A 16,574-nucleotide genomic window follows, 5' to 3' on the forward strand; every position below is an offset into this window, starting at 1 on the left:
CAACATCATCCACAAGGAAGTCTGGCGGAGCGCTTTCTCCGACCCGGACAAGAAGGGATGATTGCGCGGCGCCGGGCTGACGAGATAGCGGCCGCGCTTTCCGCTGACGGCCTCATCCTGCGCGGTGGCTTCAATTTCGCAACAAGCGAAACGCCGCCGCATGGCCCTTCAGTTGCCCCCGCCAAATCCGTGCTGTTGGTCGGGCAGGCGGGAGCGGCACCCTGGCCGCATTTCCTGCGCTGGCGCGACCGGCAACCGCAAACCATTGCTAATCCGCTCGACACATGGTCGCGCGAAGTGATCGGTGCGGTGGCGGAGAAATTCGGCGCGCGCGCCGTTTCGCCTTCGGACAGACCTTATCTGCCGTTCCAGCAATGGGCGATGCGAGCGGAGGGGCTGAGACCGTCGCCGCTGGGCATCCTGATGCATCCGCAGTACGGGCTCTGGCATGCCTATCGCGGCGCGTTGCTGTTCGAGGATGAGATCGCGCTTCCTGAACGTCGCGAAGCGATTCACCTTTGCGACGCCTGTGTCGCAAAACCTTGCCTGAAATCCTGTCCGGTCGATGCCTATTCCGCGGATGGTTTCGCTCATCAGGCTTGCCTGGCGCATGTGCGGGGATCGAAGGGCGAACCATGCCGCGGCGGCGGCTGCCTCGACCGCAACGCCTGTCCGTATGGCACGGCCCATCGCTATCCGCCTGAGGTTCAGGCCTTTCACATGACGGCGTTTGCCGGCCTGTAGCCGGGTCGAAAGCCCGCACAAAGTGTTGAACGGGATTGTCAGGGAACGGCTTGCCCTGACAATGCCTGCTTATATGTACACACGACAATCAACGGGGCGCGCCATGGCGAAGCAGGACATTGAGATAAAAACCGAGGACGGCGTAGCGAAAGCCGGGCTGTTCCGTTCGGCGACCGCTTCCCCGTCCAGGGCCGGTGTCATTCTCTATATGGACGCCTTCGGTCCGCGACCGGCGCTCGACGCAATGGCGGAGCGGCTGGCTGGCGAGGGCTGTGCGGTGCTGGTGCCGGATCTTTTCTATCGCAACGCACCCTACGGGCCGTTCGAGCCCAAGACCGCTTTCGTCGTCGAGGAGACCAAGGTCGCGCTGACGGCGTTGGTCCACGGCACGACACAGGACATGACCATCCGCGACAGCAGGGCGTTCCTCGACACGCTTACCGCTGGAGGTGTCACCGGACCGGTCGGTGTCGTCGGATACTGCATGGGCGGGGCGCGGGCTTTGAATGCGGCTGCAACCTATCCCGATCGCATCCTGGCGGCGGCAAGCTTCCATGGTGGCAATCTGGCCAGCGATGCCGCCGACAGTCCGCACCGCAAGGCTGCAATGATCAAGGCGCGGGTCTATGTCGGAACGTCTGGGGTGGACCGCAGCTTTCCGCCGGAGCAGTCGGCGCGACTGGCCGAGGCGCTGCGCGTGGCGGAGGTTGACCATTTGTTGGAGAACTATGCCAGCATGGCGCATGGCTGGTGCGTGTCGGATCACAGCGTCTTCAACGCGGCCGGCGCCGAACGTCATTGGAAGCGATTGACGACGCTGTTCGCCGAGACGCTGATCTAACGAGGCGTTGCCTGAAGTCGCAACGAACGGGTAGAGACTGCACGATTGGCGCGGCCCGTTAAAACATCGCCAGTCGAGCGGGAACGAACAGCCTGATGCAATCCTATGATGTCGTGGTGATCGGCGCCGGTGCGGCCGGAATGATGTGCGCCATCGAGGCCGGCAAGCGCGGCCGCTCGGTCCTGGTGCTCGATCACGCGGCAAAGCCCGGCGAGAAGATCCGCATCTCGGGCGGCGGCCGCTGCAATTTCACCAACATCCATGCGAGCCCGAAGAATTTCATCTCCGGCAATCCGCATTTCTGCATCTCGGCGCTGAGCCGCTACACGCAGCGCGATTTCATCGAGCTCGTCGAACGCCACGGCGTCGCCTATCACGAGAAGACGCTGGGACAGCTGTTTTGCGATGGCTCGGCGCGGCTGATCATCGACATGCTGGTCTCTGAAATGCAGGATAGCGGCGTGGAGCTGGCGCTGTCGACCGAGGTGAGGAACGTCAGCAAGGCCGCGGACGGTTTTGTGCTGACGCTCTCCACTGGCAGCGTCGCCTGCAATTCGCTGGTCGTTGCCTGTGGTGGCAAGTCGATCCCCAAAATGGGCGCGTCCGGTTTCGGCTACGAGCTTGCGGCGCAGTTCGGCCTGGCGGTGGTGGAAACACGGCCGGCGCTGGTGCCGCTTACCTTCGACGCAAGAACGCTGGAGCGGCTGGCGCCCTTGGCCGGCAATGCCGTCGATGCCGAAGTCGCCTGCGGCAAGACGCGGTTTTCGGAGGCGATGCTGTTTACGCATCGCGGCTTGAGCGGGCCTTCCATCCTGCAGATCTCGTCCTATTGGCGCGAGGGCGACGAGATCCGCATCGCCATGCTGCCGGGGAGGGATGTGGCGGAACTGCTGCGCGCCGCCCGGCGCGTCAACGGCAGGCAAGCGGTGCAGACGGTGCTTGCAAACCATTTGCCGAAGCGCCTTGCGCAAGCAGTCGCCGAGCGCAGTGGGATCGATGGCAATCTCGCTGATTTGACAGACCTGCAAATGAAAACCGTCGAAGCCGCCGTCAACGACTGGCGCATCAAGCCGGCCGGCTCCGAGGGTTACCGCACGGCGGAAGTGACGCTTGGCGGTGTCGATACCAACGGGCTCGATCAGAAGACGATGCAGGCGAAATCCGTGCCGGGGCTGTTTTTCATCGGCGAAGTCGTCGATGTCACGGGCTGGCTGGGCGGCTATAATTTTCAGTGGGCTTGGTCGTCCGGCTGGGCCTCGGGCCAGGTGTGCTGATATTCAGGTGAGGCCGGCCTGCAAACGACGGCTTTCTGTGCTTCCGGTGCTCGCGTACCAAAAGTACGCTCCGCTCCGGTTCTCGAAATCCATCGTTTTCGGCTCGGCCTGACCTGAATCTCAGCGCACCTGTTGCGCGTGCATCCGTCGCCTCGGAAAAAAATCTTTCCATAACCCCAAGGATTGGCCATTAGCCTTCGTCCAACAGGCAAATGATGGCGATGATGCTGGATGAAAGCGAAGCCTCCGACGCCGAATTAATCGGGCGGGCGAAGGGCGGAGACAGGGGCGCCTTCGGCAAATTGCTGGAGCGGCACTACGACTTCGTCTATCGCGCCGCCTATCGCTGGTGCGGAAAAAAGGCCGATGCCGAAGACATCGCCCAGGAGGTCTGTGTCCGTCTCGGCAAGGCGATCCGCGACTATCGCGGCGGCGGCGCGTTCACGACATGGCTCTATTCCGTGACGCTGAACGCGGCGCGCGACATGATGCGCAAGACCACGCGCGAAAACGTCAAGACCGAGGCTTTCGGCGCCTACAGCATGATTTCGGGAGAGGCCTCGGCCGAGCCCGAAGATCCGACTGAGGCGCTCTGGGCAGCGGTGCGGCAATTGCCGGACAAGCAGCGCGATGCAGTACTTCTGGTCTATGGCGAAGGTTTGAGCCACGCGGCCGCCGCCGAGGCGATGGCAATCTCGGAGACGACGGTTTCCTGGCACATCCATGAAGCGAAGAAACGGCTGAAGACGTTGATGCGTTCAGCCGGGGAAGTGTGACCATGGTCGACGACAACGAACTCAACAGGCTGCGCGACGCAGCAGTACCGGCGCCGGGCGAAAGCGCGAAGGCACGCGCCTTCGAAGCCGCCATGAGCGCCTATGATCAGGAAAATATTTCTGCCGTCACCCAAGGATCGGTCGGCGGGCTTCGTCTCACAGAGCGAGCACAAAAGCTCTGGAGCGAGATCATGCAAAAGAAACTCATCGCCACGCCGGCCATTGCCGGGCTCGTCGCCCTGCCGATCGCCGGATACGCCACCTTCCATATGCTGAGGGAACAGCCGTTGCCGTTCGGCGGCGACGAGAAGATCACCGAGACGCTGGCCGACAAGCCGGCAACCAGTGAGCCCGCCATCAATGCGCCGGACAAGGCAAAGCAGACGCCTGAAGGCGACAAGAAGGCCGACGCGGATGAACGAAGCCGCGTGATTATGTCGCTTACGCCGCCCGCGCCGCCGAAACCCGAATCGACCGTTGCTGTCGCCCCGGCGCAGCAGGATGCGCTGGGGCGCGGCGTGTTGGCCGAGCCCGCGCCGGTTGAGAGCCGCGAGTTCTCGCTTGACGGCACGGCTGCCCCGGCCGGCACCGCGCGGGTCGACCGCATGGCGGGTGCTGGTGAGTCCAAGTACCTGGCGCAGCCCTCGACCATGCCGGCCGACCAGATTGCGCCGCAGGAGCCAAACCGCGACCGCGTCGAGGATTTCAAGACCAATCCGGTGCATGCAGCGCTTCAGGATCCGGTCTCGACCTTCTCGATCGACGTCGACACGGCTTCCTATTCCTTCGTCCGCGGCTCGCTGAAGCAGGGCTACCTGCCGCAGGCCGATACGGTCCGCGTCGAGGAGATGGTCAATTACTTCCCCTATGACTGGAAGGGTCCGGACTCGGCTTCGACGCCGTTCAACTCGACCGTCAGGGTCATGCCGACGCCGTGGAACGGGCACACCAAGCTGATGCACGTCGCCATCAAGGGCTTCGACATCAAGCCGGTCGAGCAGCCCAAGGCCAATCTGGTGTTCCTGATCGACGTCTCGGGTTCGATGGATGAGCCGGACAAGCTGCCGCTGCTCAAGTCGGCTTTCCGGCTGCTGGTCAGCAAGCTCAAGGCGGACGACACCATCTCGATCGTCACCTATGCCGGTGACGCCGGCACCGTGCTGATGCCGACCAAGGTCACCGAGAAGGACAAGATCCTCAACGCCATCGACAATCTGCAGCCGGGCGGCTCGACGGCCGGCGAGGCGGGTATCAAGGAAGCCTACAAGCTTGCCCAGCAGTCCTTCGTCAAGGACGGCATCAACCGTGTGATGCTGGCCACGGACGGCGACTTCAATGTCGGCCAGACCGATGACGACGATCTGAAGCGACTGATCGAGCAGGAGCGCAAGACCGGCGTCTTCCTGTCGGTGTTCGGCTTTGGACGCGGCAATCTGAACGACCAGATGATGCAGACCATCGCCCAGAACGGCAACGGCACCGCCGCCTATATCGACACGCTGGCCGAGGCCGAGAAGGTTCTGGTCGAGGATGCCTCCTCGACGCTGTTCACCATCGCCAAGGACGTCAAGATCCAGGTCGAGTTCAATCCGGACAAGGTCTCGGAGTACCGGCTGATCGGCTATGAAACCCGCGCCTTGAACCGCGAGGACTTCAACAATGATCGCGTCGATGCCGGCGATATCGGCTCCGGTCATTCGGTGACCGCCATCTACGAGATCACGCCGAAGGGTAGTGGCGGCGAGCAGATGGATCCGCTGCGCTACGGCCAGGCAACGGTCAACAATGGCGGCGTCGCCAATGCCGACGAATATGCCTTTGTGAAAATCCGCTACAAGCTGCCGAACGAAGACGTCTCGAAGCTGATCACCACGCCGGTGACCTCGGCCAACGAGGTCGCGTCCTTCGACCAGGCCAGCACCGACCAGCGTTTCTCCGTCGCTGTCGCCGCCTTCGGCCAGAAGCTGCGCGACGAGGATGCGACCGCGAAGTTCGGCTACGACAAGATCATGGAGATTGCCACCGCCGCCCGAGGAGCCGACCCGTTTGGGTACAGGTCCGAGTTCCTTTCGCTTGTGCGCCTTGCCTCGGCGCTGGGCGGTAACCGGTAGTGGCAATACAGCCGGTTCCTTTCAGACGGGGGTCGTTCTGATACGGGGAACCGACTACGGGCGGGTGAGGCAGGCCGGCGGGGGAAACCCTGCCGGCCTTTTTTTCGGATCGATTGATCCGAAGCGCACAGATGATCCGCCTGATCGTTAAATTGCGCGGCTTTTCCGGAACGTCATCGCAATGCCCTGCTATTATTGCATGGGGTCGGGACTGGGCTTGGGGAGCCGGGAATTGCAGATATGAACATTGGAAACACGACGCCGGCGGTGAGACACACGCAGGCGTCGGGAACGCTGTCGCCAGAATCCAGGCGCATCATGGATGACGTCGACGCAGCCCGGAATACCGCAAAGTCGGCGCTGACCAATGACCGCTTTCGCGTCATGCTGGAGCAGATCGGCAATCCGCAGTCGTCGGGTGACCTGGTGACGATGAATGAAAGCGCCGACAGCACCGCCCTGGATTTCACGACGGCGCTATCGCGTTACGCTGAAAACAGCGAATAAGTTCGATATCAGGCTCGGCTGCGGCGGCGTTCGCGGCGGGCTTCGCTGGTCTCGGCGGTGTTTTCCGTCGCCACCTTGTTGCGCATCGGACCGATGCGCTCGACGATCCCCGCGACGGTCGGGCGTTCGGATTTGGTGTGCGCGTCGAGCGCCTTGCGCATGGCGGCAAGGTGCTGGAACGACGTGCCGCAGCAGCCACCGATGATCTTCGCGCCGCCATCCACCGCCAGCCGGACATAGTCGGCCATCAGCTCCGGCGTGCCGGAATAATGGATCTCGGTGCCACGAAATTCGGGAATGCCGCAATTGCCCTTGACGATCACCGTCGCTTCCGGCTTCGCCTCGGTCATGTCGAGCAGCGAGGCCAGGATGTCGGAGGCGCCGACACCGCAATTGGCGCCGACACCGAGCGGCGTCTCTGAAAGTCCGTCGACGACGCCGTGGATATCCCTGGGCAGCAGGCCCATCATGGTGCGGCCGGCAGTGTCGAACGAACCGGTATAGGTGTAGGGCAGGCCGACGCGGATGGCGGCCTCCGCCGCGGCGCGGATTTCGTCCGGCGCAGACATGGTCTCGATCCAGGCGACTTCGGCGCCACCTTCCTTGAGACCCTCGATCTGTTCGGCAAAAGCCTCGACCGCTTCGTCATAGGTCATGGCGCCGAGCGGCACCAGCAACTCGCCGGTCGGACCGACCGAGCCGGCGACGATGACTTTCCTGCCGGCCTTGTCGGCGACCGCGCGGGCAATCTCGGCGGCGCGCTTGTTCAGCGCATGCACGCGGTCCTGCGCATGGTGCAGCTTCAGCCGGTGGCGCGTGCCGCCGAACGAGTTGGTGAGAATGATATCGGCGCCAGCGTCGACGAAATTCTGGTGCAGGCTCGTGATGGTGTCGGGCGCTGCCTCGTTCAGCAACTCCGGCGCTTCGCCGGCCTCCAGACCCATGGCGAACAGATTGGTGCCGGTGGCGCCATCGGCGAGCAGCACGCCCTTTTCGGCCAGCAGAGCATCGATGGGATTGTTCGCGGTCATCGGATCGACTTTCAGATATTTGAATGGAATAAGGATATAAAGAAGTCTTTATGTCCAGTCAATGTGTTTGCGACCTGCAATTGCCGCGCGGCGCACCTTTCCGGGGCGTTGGGGATCAGGCAGAACCCGATGGAAATGACGCGCCGGCCAGATTGCGCGCGTAGGCGGCGGCCTCATGCGGGTTGATGTCGGCGGCCCGGATCAGATTGTCGAAATGCTGGGTCAGCGCCTGGACCGGCTGGGTGGCGTTCAGCACGACATACATGTCGCCGACATAGATGGCGGCGCGATAAGGGCCGAAGATGGTCAGCGGGATGGAATAGCGCATGCGGCCGTCATAGAGGAACAGGCGGAAGGTGGGGTAGAGATCGTCAAGCAGCGTCGCCATATGGGCAAGCTGCTGCCGGCGGTCAGCCTCGGGAAAGCGGTCCCAGACGCCCAGGCCGCGGGCGAAAATCTCCAGCGTGTGGCGCGGCATGCAGACTTCCATATCGGTCTCAGGGCGCCGGTTGTACTCGATGCGGTACTGCGTCTCGCTGGCCTGCGCCAGACGGCTGCGGTTGGTGATATTGGCTTCGTAGTCGACCAGCTGGCGTGTGCGCAGGAGATCGGGAATGCCGGCCGGCACATAGCGGATCTTGGTGCCTGCGGCCTCGGCGAACCATTTGGCGAGCAGCGTGCGGTCGAAGCCGTCGGGCGCCTCTTCGATCTCCAGGCTTTCGCGGATTTCGCCGGTGACGCCTTCGTCCTGGGAGAGGCCGAGCAGCCAGTCCAGCGAGATCTTGAATTCGGCGGCGATGTTGAGCAGCGTTTCGGCGCGTGGCAGGCGCGTCGAGGCGCCGGACATCAGTTGCGACAGAGCCGACCGGTCGATGCCGACTGCTGACGCGAAAGCCGACTGGTTGAGATCGGACCTTGTCAGGAGCAGCTTCAGGCGCTCCCGGAAGATTGCCGAAAGGTCCCGTTTGTCCACTGTTCGTTCTCCGCGCTCTCTTAGGAAAAATTTGCGCCCGATCCGTCGGATCAGCACTTCCAGCGTAAATGAATCCGTAGGGTTGTTTACAATGTATAACATCTGCGGTCGAAATCGCGCAATCGCAACATTTTGTACACTTTGTCTCGTTGAGCGGAATTGCTTCTCCTGACACTATGCTGTCAGGAACCAATTCCGTCGACTGAGGGACAGTGGTCGATAGCATGACAGGCAAGCGCATCAAGCGACGCGACGCAGCGGCCATCGAGTGGCCGACCGTGCTCCTCGCTTTCTTCTGTTACGGAATGTGGCTCGCTGCCGGGCTCCTGCTCTGGCCCTCTTATCCGATCCCGGCACTTCTTCTCCTCGGCTTCATCCTGGCCTTGCAGTCGTCGATCATGCACGAAGTGCTGCATGGCCATCCGACGCGCAGCGCGCTCATCAACGAAGCCTTCGTCTTCCTGCCGATCGGCCTGGTCTGGCCGTTCCGTCGCTTCAAGACGCTTCATTTGCGCCACCACGCCGACGAGCGCCTGACCGATCCCCTCGACGATCCCGAGAGCTATTACCAGGCGTTGTGGATGCATGACGATCTGCCGCCGACGATGAAATTCCTGCTCAAGATCAACAACACCATGGCCGGCCGTTTCTTCCTCGGCCCCTGGCTGTCCTGCATCGGTTTCTTCGTCGACGATGCCAAGCATGTGATTGCCGGCGACAAGGTGATCGGCAAGGCATGGCTGCTGCATGCGATCGGCCTCGCCATCGTAGTGCCGATCGTGCAGTTCGGCTTCGGCATTCCCGTATGGCTCTACATTCTGGTGCCGGTCTGGCTCGGCCAGTCGCTGATCGCGGTCCGGACTTTCGCCGAACATCAGTGGTCCGAGCACCCTGAAGGACGCACGGTGATCATCGAGCGCTCGCCGCTGTCGTTCCTGTTCCTCAACAACAATCTGCACTTCGTTCACCACAAGACCCCGACCGTTGCCTGGTACAGGCTGCCAAAACTGTTTGCCGACCGCCGCGACGAGTGGCTGCGGATGAACAATGGCTACGCCTATCCGAACTATTTCGCACTGATCAAAGCCTACGCATTCAAGGCCAAGGAGCCGATCGTGCACCCGGTGCTGCGCCGCCAGCCCGAGCCGGGCAGGGCGTTCAAGCCGCGCATCAGGGCGCGCAGCATCAGCGGGCTTGGCAGCGCGCCGGTTCCGGCCGAGCCGCCGAAGGAATAATCCCGGACATCCCGGTGTCGGCCAATTCTGATTGGACGCCGCGTTTTTGCGATCCTTTCCCGAGCCATGATGATTGAGTGTCGGCATGAGTGAATTGATTGCGGCATTGCCGATGTATGACTGGCCCGAAGTGCGCGGCGAGGTCGACGCGCAATGGGCAGCGTTGCGCGAGGCTTTTCGGCACAAGGGCGTCGATGCGCCGCAGACAATCGTGCGCCGCAATGGCGACCTGCCGCCGGTGCCGGACGGCATCCACGACGCCCAGGGCAGACTGATCGCGCCCGATCCGGCGACACTGCCGCCGAACGAACTCGACCATCACCAGCTTTGGCTCCATCCGGCGCTGCTGTTCGCGCAGACCTGCTGGGGGCCGATGGAACTTGGCCTGAACAAGCATGTGCAGGTGGTCGGCCAGCCGAGCTACGACGCTTACGAAGGCGGCCAGGGCGAACTCTATTCCAGCGCGCTGGTGATGCGCACGGCCGAGGGATCGGAAGTTCGCTCGCCCGCGGATGGCAAAGCCTTGCTGCCGCTCGATCTGATGCGTGGCAAGCGTTTTACCTACAACAGCCTCGATTCGATGTCGGGCATCATCGCGCTGACGCGCGACCTGCAGGCCGCCGGCGAAAGCCTGGATATCTTTTCCTCGCGCAGCGAAAGCGGTGGCCATCGCCGCTCGATCATCGCGGTCGCCGGGGGCAAGGCGGATATAGCTGCCATCGACTGTGAGAGCTGGGCGCTGGCGCAGCGTTTCGAGCCTGCGGCAAACGCCGTGAAGGTCGTCGGCTGGACGGCAAGGCGCAAAGGCCTGCCCTACATCACCGCCAGGACGACGCCGGAAAAGACGCTCAAGGCTCTGCGCGAGGCGCTTGCCGGATCAGCCGAGCAGCCTCGCATCCAACGGGTAGGTTGAAAGCTGCTCGTTACCGGTCTCGGTGATCAGGATCTGTTCCTCGATCTTGACGCCCTCATGGCCGCCGAGACGGCCGATATAGCTTTCCACGCACAGCACCATTCCCGGCTCCAGCACGCCATCGGGCGTGTCCGGCGTCCAGTCGCTGGCATGTGGCAGGGTTGGATACTCGTCGGCCAACCCGACGCCATGATAGAGCACGCCGTAGCGCGCCGGGAAGCAATCTCCCGGCGGCACCACGGACCGTTCGACCAGGTCGCGGAAGGAAATGCCGGGCTGCATTAGTTGCGTGTTGTGGGCGATCTGGTCGGCGGCCATGCGGAACAGATCGCGCTGCTCGTTCGACGGCTTGGCGTCACCGCACAGCCAGGTGCGCGAGAGATCGGCGCAGAAGCCGTAGGGACCGATCAGGTCGGTGTCGAAGGCGACGAGGTCGCCTGCTTCGATCACGCGCGATGAGCATTCCTGGAACCACGGATTGGTGCGCGGCCCTGAGGCAAGCAGCCGCGTCTCGATCCATTCGCCGCCGCGCGCAATGTTGCCGCGGTGGAGTTCGGCCCACAATTCGTTTTCGGAAATGCCCGGCGTCAGCGCCTTCTCCATTTCACCCATCGCCGCTTCGCAAGCGACGATTGCGCGGCGCATGGCGAGGATCTCGTCCGGCGATTTGATCAGCCGCGCATTTTCCATCACCGCTTCGCCATTGCCGATCGAAATGCCGAGCCGGGCGAGTTCCTCGACGCCTTCCGGGTTGATGTGGTCGACCGCAATGCGGCTGTTGCCGCCGCCATGCTCCTTGACCAGATCGGCGATGCCGGCCGCCCAGCGGCGGACTTTGTGCTCGGTCAGCTCACCGCCATAGAGGTACATCCACGACACTGCCGGCCGCACCTCGTCGACGACGCCGGAATGATCGGACAGATGCTCGCAGGAGAAATAGTCGAACAGCACCACGGGTCCCTCAGTGGCGACGAAGCAGTGGCGGGTCGGATTGTGCGCGACCCACAGCTGCATGTTGGTCGAATCGGTGGCGTAGCGGATGTTGATCGGGTCGTAGAGCAGCGCGCCGGCGTAGTTTCGGCGCCTCAGTTCGGCGCGGAGGCGCTCGAGCCGGTATTTGCGCATCGCGGCAAGATCGGGCGCGGCGATGCCTGCCGTTTGCCATTCGGCTTCAGCCAGCGCGCCATAGCCCAGCAGATGCTGGTTCAGCGACGCCGCCTTCTGGCGCGATGTTTCGCGCAAGGCTTCGACGGAGCCGGGCTCGAACGGCATGATCTTGCGATGACGACCGAACCCTTGTTTCTCCACCCGACGCCTCCTGCCGACTTACTGTGGCGCTGCGCCCGCGGCCGCTTTCTTCAGCCGCGTGACCGTCAGCGTGCGGGTGGGCGGCTCGCTGTCGAACAGCATCGGAACGACCAACTGCTGCGGCGAGCCGTCAGCGACATAGCCGGCCTCGCTCAAGGCCCGCAGGATGCCCTCGGGAGGTTCCTTGTCATTGGCCGTCACGAGCACCGCCGGCTCGATCAGCAAATGGCCGAAGTCCGGCATCTCGTCGTCGAGCACGACCAGATCGGGATCGACAAGACGCAGATTTCCCACCCAGTGCCAGCTTGATATCGCCGTGCGAACCGGACCGTTTGCCGTCAGCTGGCCATAGAGCGACTGGTAGTCGACACGCACGATGCTGCCGCGGCTGTCGCCGCCATTGAGGTGCGTGTACCAGGTCACCGGCAGCACGAGGATGGCAAGCGTTGCGCCTACAAAGACGACGACGTCCTGCACCTTCCTTCCCTTGTCGCCTCTGGCATCCATCCGCAAGGCCAGCGCGACCGGCAGCAACACAAGGATGGGAAGCATCCAGCGATCGCGAAATTGCGTCGTCCCGCTCGCCAGGACGAGCACGATGGTCATCGCCAGGGCAAAAGCGATGGTGCGCCACACCAGTTTCTCGGTCCATGGCGCCGGTTGCAGCGCGGGCGCTGGCTTTTTCCATGCGATGAGCAAAGCCGCGACGAATATGCCGGCCGGCAACACGGCGAAATACAGGATAGCCTTGCCCAGTCCGCGCATTCCGTAGAATGCGGTTTGTATGGCGCTTTCTCCTCTGCCCATGCCGAAGCCGCCGCTGTGCGACAGCAACTGGTCGGTGTAGGTCAGGTTCCAGTAGAGCGTCGGCAGGCAAAGCAGCACCGCCACGACAAGGCTGATCGAAAACCGGCGGTTGAGGATGACGCCGCGCGTTTCGCGCAGCGACAGGGTGGACAGCATCAGCGCGCCGAGAAAGATCGCGTTGTTGTATTTCGACAGGATGGCGGCGGCCATCGCCACGCCAAACAGCACATAGGTGGCCAGCGAACGCCGCTGCACCAGTTCGACGAGCGCAAGAAACAGCACCGCTGAAAAACAGAAAGCGGCGATCGAGTGAGTGAGGGCGTGCTGCATCTCCCACACCATCTGCGGAAACAACAGCAGGCCGAACAATGCGGCGGCGCCAGCGCGGCTGGAATAGCCCAGGCGGCGGACAGCGATGAAAACCGACGCCAGCGCCGCTCCGATCAGCAGGTACTTCACGATCTTGAGCGCGAGGATGTTCGTTCCGACCACGGCGGCGACGAGGCGGGCAAGCCAGGTGTAGAGCGGCGGCTGCGAGCCGCCATAGCCAGCCCAGAGGTAGTGCATGTACATCAGCTGTTCGGAATCGTCGACGCCGACACCGGTTCCCACGACATGGGACAGCAGCGCCATCACCACGATCTGGACGACGCAATAGACCGCGACGCAGACCAGTGCGGCGTTGAAGGGACCGACCTTGCCTTCGCAGAGCCAGTCCGTCCATTTCTCTAGATACTGCAAGGGGATCGTCTTCTCATTGAGGGAAAATGCCTGCGGCCAACTGCCGAAGGCCCCTTACACGATCTCACGCTCCCTGTCGCCTTTTCAGGTCCGCATCTTCTCGCCGCTGGGGTCGAAGGGCGCCTCGACATTGATGCGCGCCGGACGCCGGTGGCCGAGGATCTCGATCTCGAACAGTCCGGCACTTTCGTCCTCGGCGAGTGCCGCCGGCACATAGCCCTGCGCCATCGACTTCTGCACATAGTGCGCATAACCGCCCGAGGTGACCCAGCCGACCACGCGCCAGTCGCGGTCGACGATGCCGCGCACGGCGGAAGCTCCTTCGGCAGCCTTTGAGCCACGCACGTCCTTGCCTGCCGTATCGAAGCGTGGCGCGCCATAGCCATGCGGCTTTTCCACCGTGCCATAGTCCTTGCCGACCTTGGCCCAGATCGGCTCGTCGCCCATGACATCGGCGTCGGCCGCATCGACGATGAAGGAGACACGGCGCAGTTTCGGCCCTTCCGCCTGTTCCTTGGCGGCGGCTTCGCGGCCGATGAAGTCGTTCTTCTCCAGCTTGATGAAACGGTCCATCGCGCCTTCGAACGGGCCGTAGATCGGGCGCAACTCGCGGTACCAGGTCGGGAAGTTCTTCTCCAGGCGCATGGAGAGCAAAGCGCGCATGCCGAAATCGACGAGGCCGAACTCCTCGCCGGCGTCCTTGATCGCCTTGTAGACCAGACGCTCATAGGCCGGCGCCATCCAGATTTCATAGCCGAGATCGCCGGTATAGGTGATGCGGTTGACCATGCAGGGCGCGCCGCCGACCGCCATTTCGCGGAAATCCATGAAGCGAAACGCCTTGGTCGAGATGTCGACATCGACCAGCTTCTGCAAGAGGTCGCGCGATTTCGGACCGGCGATCGACAGGCCGACGAGCGTCTGATCGAAGCGGTGGATGCGCACCGAACCATCCTTCGGCAGATGCTTCTCGAACCAGCGCATGTGGTACTTCTGCGCGGCGGACGAACCCCAGATCATAAATCTGTCTTCGCCTGCCTTGGCGATGGTGAAGTCGCCGATCAGCTTGCCGAATTCGTTGATCATCGGCGTCAGCACGATGCGGCCGATCTTCGGCATGCGGTTGGTCATCAGCCGGTTGAGGAAATCCTCAGCCGCAGGTCCCGACACTTCGTATTTGGCGAAGTTGGCGATTTCGGTGACGCCGACGCGTTCGCGCGTGGCGCGCACTTCCTCGCCGATAGGACCGAAATCGTTTGAGCGGTGGAAGGAGACGACGTCCTTCGGCTCCTTGCCCTTCGGCGCGAACCACAGCGGGGTCTCCAGGCCCCAGCTATCGCCCATGACGGCGTTGTTGGCGAGCATCGTGTCATAGAGCGGGGTGGTTTGTGCAGGGCGCGCAGCCGGCAGCTCTTCATTGGGGAAGCGGATGGAGAAGCGGCGCGAATAGTTTTCGCGCACCTTTGCGTTGGTGTAGCGCAGGCCGGCCCACTCGCCGAAGCGGGCGACATCCATGCCCCAGACGTCGAAGCCGGGATCGCCATGCACCATCCAGTTGGACAGCGCGAGGCCGACGCCGCCGCCCTGGCTGAAGCCGGCCATGACGGCGCAGGCGCACCAGAAATTGGTCAGGCCCTGCACCGGCCCGACCAGCGGATTTCCGTCGAGCGCGAAGGTGAAGGGGCCGTTGATGATCTGCTTGATGCCGGCTTTCTCGATGCCGGGGAAATGCTTGAAGCCGATCTCCAGCGACGGCGCGATGCGGTCGAGGTCGGGCGGCAGCAGTTCATGGCCGAAATCCCACGGCGTGTTGACCGGCGACCATGGCTTGCAGGCCTTTTCATAGGTGCCGAGCAGGATGCCGTTGCGCTCTTGTCGGGTGTAGATCTCGCCCTTGAAGTCAAGCACGCCGATCATCTCGCGGCCGGTCGATTTGTTGAACTCTTCGACCTCGGGCATCGGCTCGGTGAGCAGGTACATGTGCTCCATGGCCAGCACCGGCAGTTCGACGCCGACCATGCGGCCGATCTCGCGCGCCCACAGGCCGCCGCAGTTGACGACATGCTCGGCGTGGACGGTGCCCTGTTCGGTGACGACGTTCCAGGTGCCGTCAACTTCCTGCGTCAGTTCGACGACGCGGTTGCGCAGCACGATCTCGGCGCCCAGCTTCTTGGCCGCTTTGGAGTAGGCGATCGTCGTGCCGGAGGGATCGAGATGGCCTTCGACCGGATCCCACATGGCGCCGACGAAATTGGTCTCGTCCATCAGCGGGAACATCGCCTTGGCTTCGGAGGGCGTGATCAGTTCGGTGTCCATGCCGAGATAGCGGCCCTTGGCGTGGGCCAGGCGCAGAAAATCCATGCGCTCGGGCGTATCGGCCATCATCACGCCGCCGGTCAGATGCAGCGAGCAGGACTGGCCGGAGATTTCCTCGATCTCCTTGTAGAGCTGCACCGTATAGGCCTGCAGCTTGGCGACGTTGGGATCGCCGTTCAGCGTGTGGAAGCCGCCGGCTGCGTGCCAGGACGAGCCGGAGGTGAGCTCGGACCGCTCGATCAGCATGATGTCGGTCCAGCCGGCCTTGGCCAGGTGATAGAGCACCGAGCAGCCAACGACGCCGCCGCCAATGACAACCGCTTTTACATGAGATTTCATGAGAGATAGGTCCGTTTTTTAAGAGATTGAATCGAATGGGCGGGGCGTGAAAACAAAGCGGAGATCGGCCGCAGCGACGTTCTCGGCCAACCTGCCATCAAGCGCGGCAAGGATGGTTTCGCAGACGGAAGCGCGATGGTTCAGGACGTCATGGTTCCAAACACGCAGGATCGAATAGCCTTGCGCGCGCATGAAATCGTCACGGCGACAGTCATAGGAGCTGCCGGCGTGTTGATGGCCGTCGATTTCCACGACAAGCCATTTTTCGCGGCAGGCGAAGTCTGCAAAGTATGGTCGGATAGAGAACTGTCGCGTGAATTTGTAGCCGCCAAGTTTGCGGGCTTTCAACTCAAGCCAAAGCAGAGCTTCGGCCTGATTGTCACCTTGTCTAAGTTTTCTGGCTCGCAGGGTAGTGCCATTGTTGCGGCGACTGCGGGTTTGACCAGCGCCTTCCCCCACTCCGTCGCCGCTTCCCGGCGCCACCTCTCCCCCCTCCGGAGGGAGAGGAAGGGAGCCAGCCCGCATAACTTCGCGCCTTTCCTCTCCCCCGTCGATCGGGGGAGAGGTGTCGCGCGCAGCTCGACGGAGTGGGGGGCGACGGTTCATCAGATCCATACGAAAAATAACTTAATCAAAATTATTTATCAAAAAAAGGTGG

General features: G+C 62.7%; 14 protein-coding genes. 8 read left to right on the forward strand and 6 right to left on the reverse strand.

The window, feature by feature from the left end:
- Positions 1–57 precede the first annotated feature (57 nt).
- From NKJ78_RS28275 to NKJ78_RS28300, 6 genes are all read left to right on the forward strand, one after another.
- Positions 58–744 (forward strand): hypothetical protein, encoded by a 687-nt coding sequence (locus NKJ78_RS28275; RefSeq protein ID WP_023830542.1) that lies wholly within the window; start codon positions 58–60, stop codon positions 742–744.
- A 103-nt stretch (positions 745–847) separates the two neighbouring features.
- The gene (locus NKJ78_RS28280) at positions 848–1,585 is read left to right on the forward strand and encodes a dienelactone hydrolase family protein (RefSeq protein ID WP_352460714.1); all 738 of its coding nucleotides are present in this window, start codon (positions 848–850) and stop codon (positions 1,583–1,585) included.
- 95 nt (positions 1,586–1,680) lie between these two features.
- The gene (locus tag NKJ78_RS28285) at positions 1,681–2,859 is read left to right on the forward strand and encodes a BaiN/RdsA family NAD(P)/FAD-dependent oxidoreductase (protein ID WP_352460713.1); all 1,179 of its coding nucleotides are present in this window, start codon (positions 1,681–1,683) and stop codon (positions 2,857–2,859) included.
- Between the two features lie 215 nt (positions 2,860–3,074).
- Positions 3,075–3,635, forward strand: coding sequence for an RNA polymerase sigma factor (locus tag NKJ78_RS28290; RefSeq protein ID WP_023696454.1), 561 nt, complete (start codon positions 3,075–3,077; stop codon positions 3,633–3,635).
- 2 nt (positions 3,636–3,637) lie between these two features.
- Entirely contained in the window at positions 3,638–5,746 is a 2,109-nt protein-coding gene (locus NKJ78_RS28295; RefSeq protein WP_352460712.1) for a vWA domain-containing protein, read from the forward strand.
- 240 nt (positions 5,747–5,986) lie between these two features.
- Positions 5,987–6,253: a hypothetical protein gene (locus NKJ78_RS28300; RefSeq protein WP_023724232.1), complete on the forward strand. Its 267-nt coding sequence runs from the start codon at positions 5,987–5,989 to the stop codon at positions 6,251–6,253.
- 8 nt (positions 6,254–6,261) lie between these two features.
- Here the strand turns inward: NKJ78_RS28300 and bmt are convergent, their stop codons facing one another.
- Both bmt and NKJ78_RS28310 read right to left on the reverse strand, forming a co-directional pair.
- Positions 6,262–7,284, reverse strand: coding sequence for a betaine--homocysteine S-methyltransferase (gene bmt / locus NKJ78_RS28305; RefSeq protein ID WP_023733760.1), 1,023 nt, complete (start codon positions 7,282–7,284; stop codon positions 6,262–6,264).
- Positions 7,285–7,399: 115 nt separating this feature from the next.
- The gene (locus NKJ78_RS28310) at positions 7,400–8,257 is read right to left on the reverse strand and encodes a helix-turn-helix domain-containing protein (RefSeq protein ID WP_023681768.1); all 858 of its coding nucleotides are present in this window, start codon (positions 8,255–8,257) and stop codon (positions 7,400–7,402) included.
- 224 nt (positions 8,258–8,481) lie between these two features.
- Between NKJ78_RS28310 and NKJ78_RS28315 the strand changes: the two genes are divergently transcribed.
- Both NKJ78_RS28315 and NKJ78_RS28320 read left to right on the forward strand, forming a co-directional pair.
- On the forward strand, positions 8,482–9,492 hold the full coding sequence (locus NKJ78_RS28315; protein WP_352460711.1) for a fatty acid desaturase: 1,011 nt from the start codon (positions 8,482–8,484) through the stop codon (positions 9,490–9,492).
- An 85-nt stretch (positions 9,493–9,577) separates the two neighbouring features.
- Positions 9,578–10,405: a phosphate/phosphite/phosphonate ABC transporter substrate-binding protein gene (locus tag NKJ78_RS28320; protein ID WP_352460710.1), complete on the forward strand. Its 828-nt coding sequence runs from the start codon at positions 9,578–9,580 to the stop codon at positions 10,403–10,405.
- Here NKJ78_RS28320 and NKJ78_RS28325 read toward each other — a convergent pair.
- The 4 genes from NKJ78_RS28325 to NKJ78_RS28340 form a co-directional block, all read right to left on the reverse strand.
- Positions 10,370–11,677 (reverse strand): M24 family metallopeptidase, encoded by a 1,308-nt coding sequence (locus tag NKJ78_RS28325; RefSeq protein ID WP_352460734.1) that lies wholly within the window; start codon positions 11,675–11,677, stop codon positions 10,370–10,372. The two genes, NKJ78_RS28320 and NKJ78_RS28325, sit on opposite strands and share 36 nt — an antisense overlap.
- A gap of 54 nt (positions 11,678–11,731) precedes the next feature.
- Complete coding sequence (locus tag NKJ78_RS28330; RefSeq protein ID WP_352460709.1) at positions 11,732–13,261, reverse strand: ArnT family glycosyltransferase; 1,530 nt, start codon at positions 13,259–13,261, stop codon at positions 11,732–11,734.
- A gap of 84 nt (positions 13,262–13,345) precedes the next feature.
- Positions 13,346–15,916, reverse strand: a complete 2,571-nt coding sequence (locus NKJ78_RS28335) for a GcvT family protein (RefSeq protein WP_023739084.1) — start codon at positions 15,914–15,916, stop codon at positions 13,346–13,348.
- Positions 15,917–15,934: 18 nt separating this feature from the next.
- Positions 15,935–16,399: an endonuclease domain-containing protein gene (locus NKJ78_RS28340; protein ID WP_352562755.1), complete on the reverse strand. Its 465-nt coding sequence runs from the start codon at positions 16,397–16,399 to the stop codon at positions 15,935–15,937.
- Positions 16,400–16,574 lie beyond the last annotated feature (175 nt).

The organism is Mesorhizobium sp. M0037, assembly GCF_040323635.1.
Lineage (GTDB): Bacteria > Pseudomonadota > Alphaproteobacteria > Rhizobiales > Rhizobiaceae > Mesorhizobium.

Bases quoted from the DNA above. Each gene is read 5' to 3' on its own strand.
- bmt (WP_023733760.1), bottom strand. From the start codon at position 7,284: ATGACCGCGAACAATCCCATCGATGCTCTGCTGGCCGAAAAGGGCGTG.
- NKJ78_RS28300 (WP_023724232.1), top strand. From the start codon at position 5,987: ATGAACATTGGAAACACGACGCCGGCGGTGAGACACACGCAGGCGTCG.
- NKJ78_RS28325 (WP_352460734.1), bottom strand. From the start codon at position 11,677: ATGCCGTTCGAGCCCGGCTCCGTCGAAGCCTTGCGCGAAACATCGCGC.
- NKJ78_RS28280 (WP_352460714.1), top strand. From the start codon at position 848: ATGGCGAAGCAGGACATTGAGATAAAAACCGAGGACGGCGTAGCGAAA.
- NKJ78_RS28285 (WP_352460713.1), top strand. From the start codon at position 1,681: ATGCAATCCTATGATGTCGTGGTGATCGGCGCCGGTGCGGCCGGAATG.
- NKJ78_RS28290 (WP_023696454.1), top strand. From the start codon at position 3,075: ATGGCGATGATGCTGGATGAAAGCGAAGCCTCCGACGCCGAATTAATC.
- NKJ78_RS28295 (WP_352460712.1), top strand. From the start codon at position 3,638: ATGGTCGACGACAACGAACTCAACAGGCTGCGCGACGCAGCAGTACCG.
- NKJ78_RS28315 (WP_352460711.1), top strand. From the start codon at position 8,482: ATGACAGGCAAGCGCATCAAGCGACGCGACGCAGCGGCCATCGAGTGG.
- NKJ78_RS28320 (WP_352460710.1), top strand. From the start codon at position 9,578: ATGAGTGAATTGATTGCGGCATTGCCGATGTATGACTGGCCCGAAGTG.
- NKJ78_RS28275 (WP_023830542.1), top strand. From the start codon at position 58: ATGATTGCGCGGCGCCGGGCTGACGAGATAGCGGCCGCGCTTTCCGCT.
- NKJ78_RS28335 (WP_023739084.1), bottom strand. From the start codon at position 15,916: ATGAAATCTCATGTAAAAGCGGTTGTCATTGGCGGCGGCGTCGTTGGC.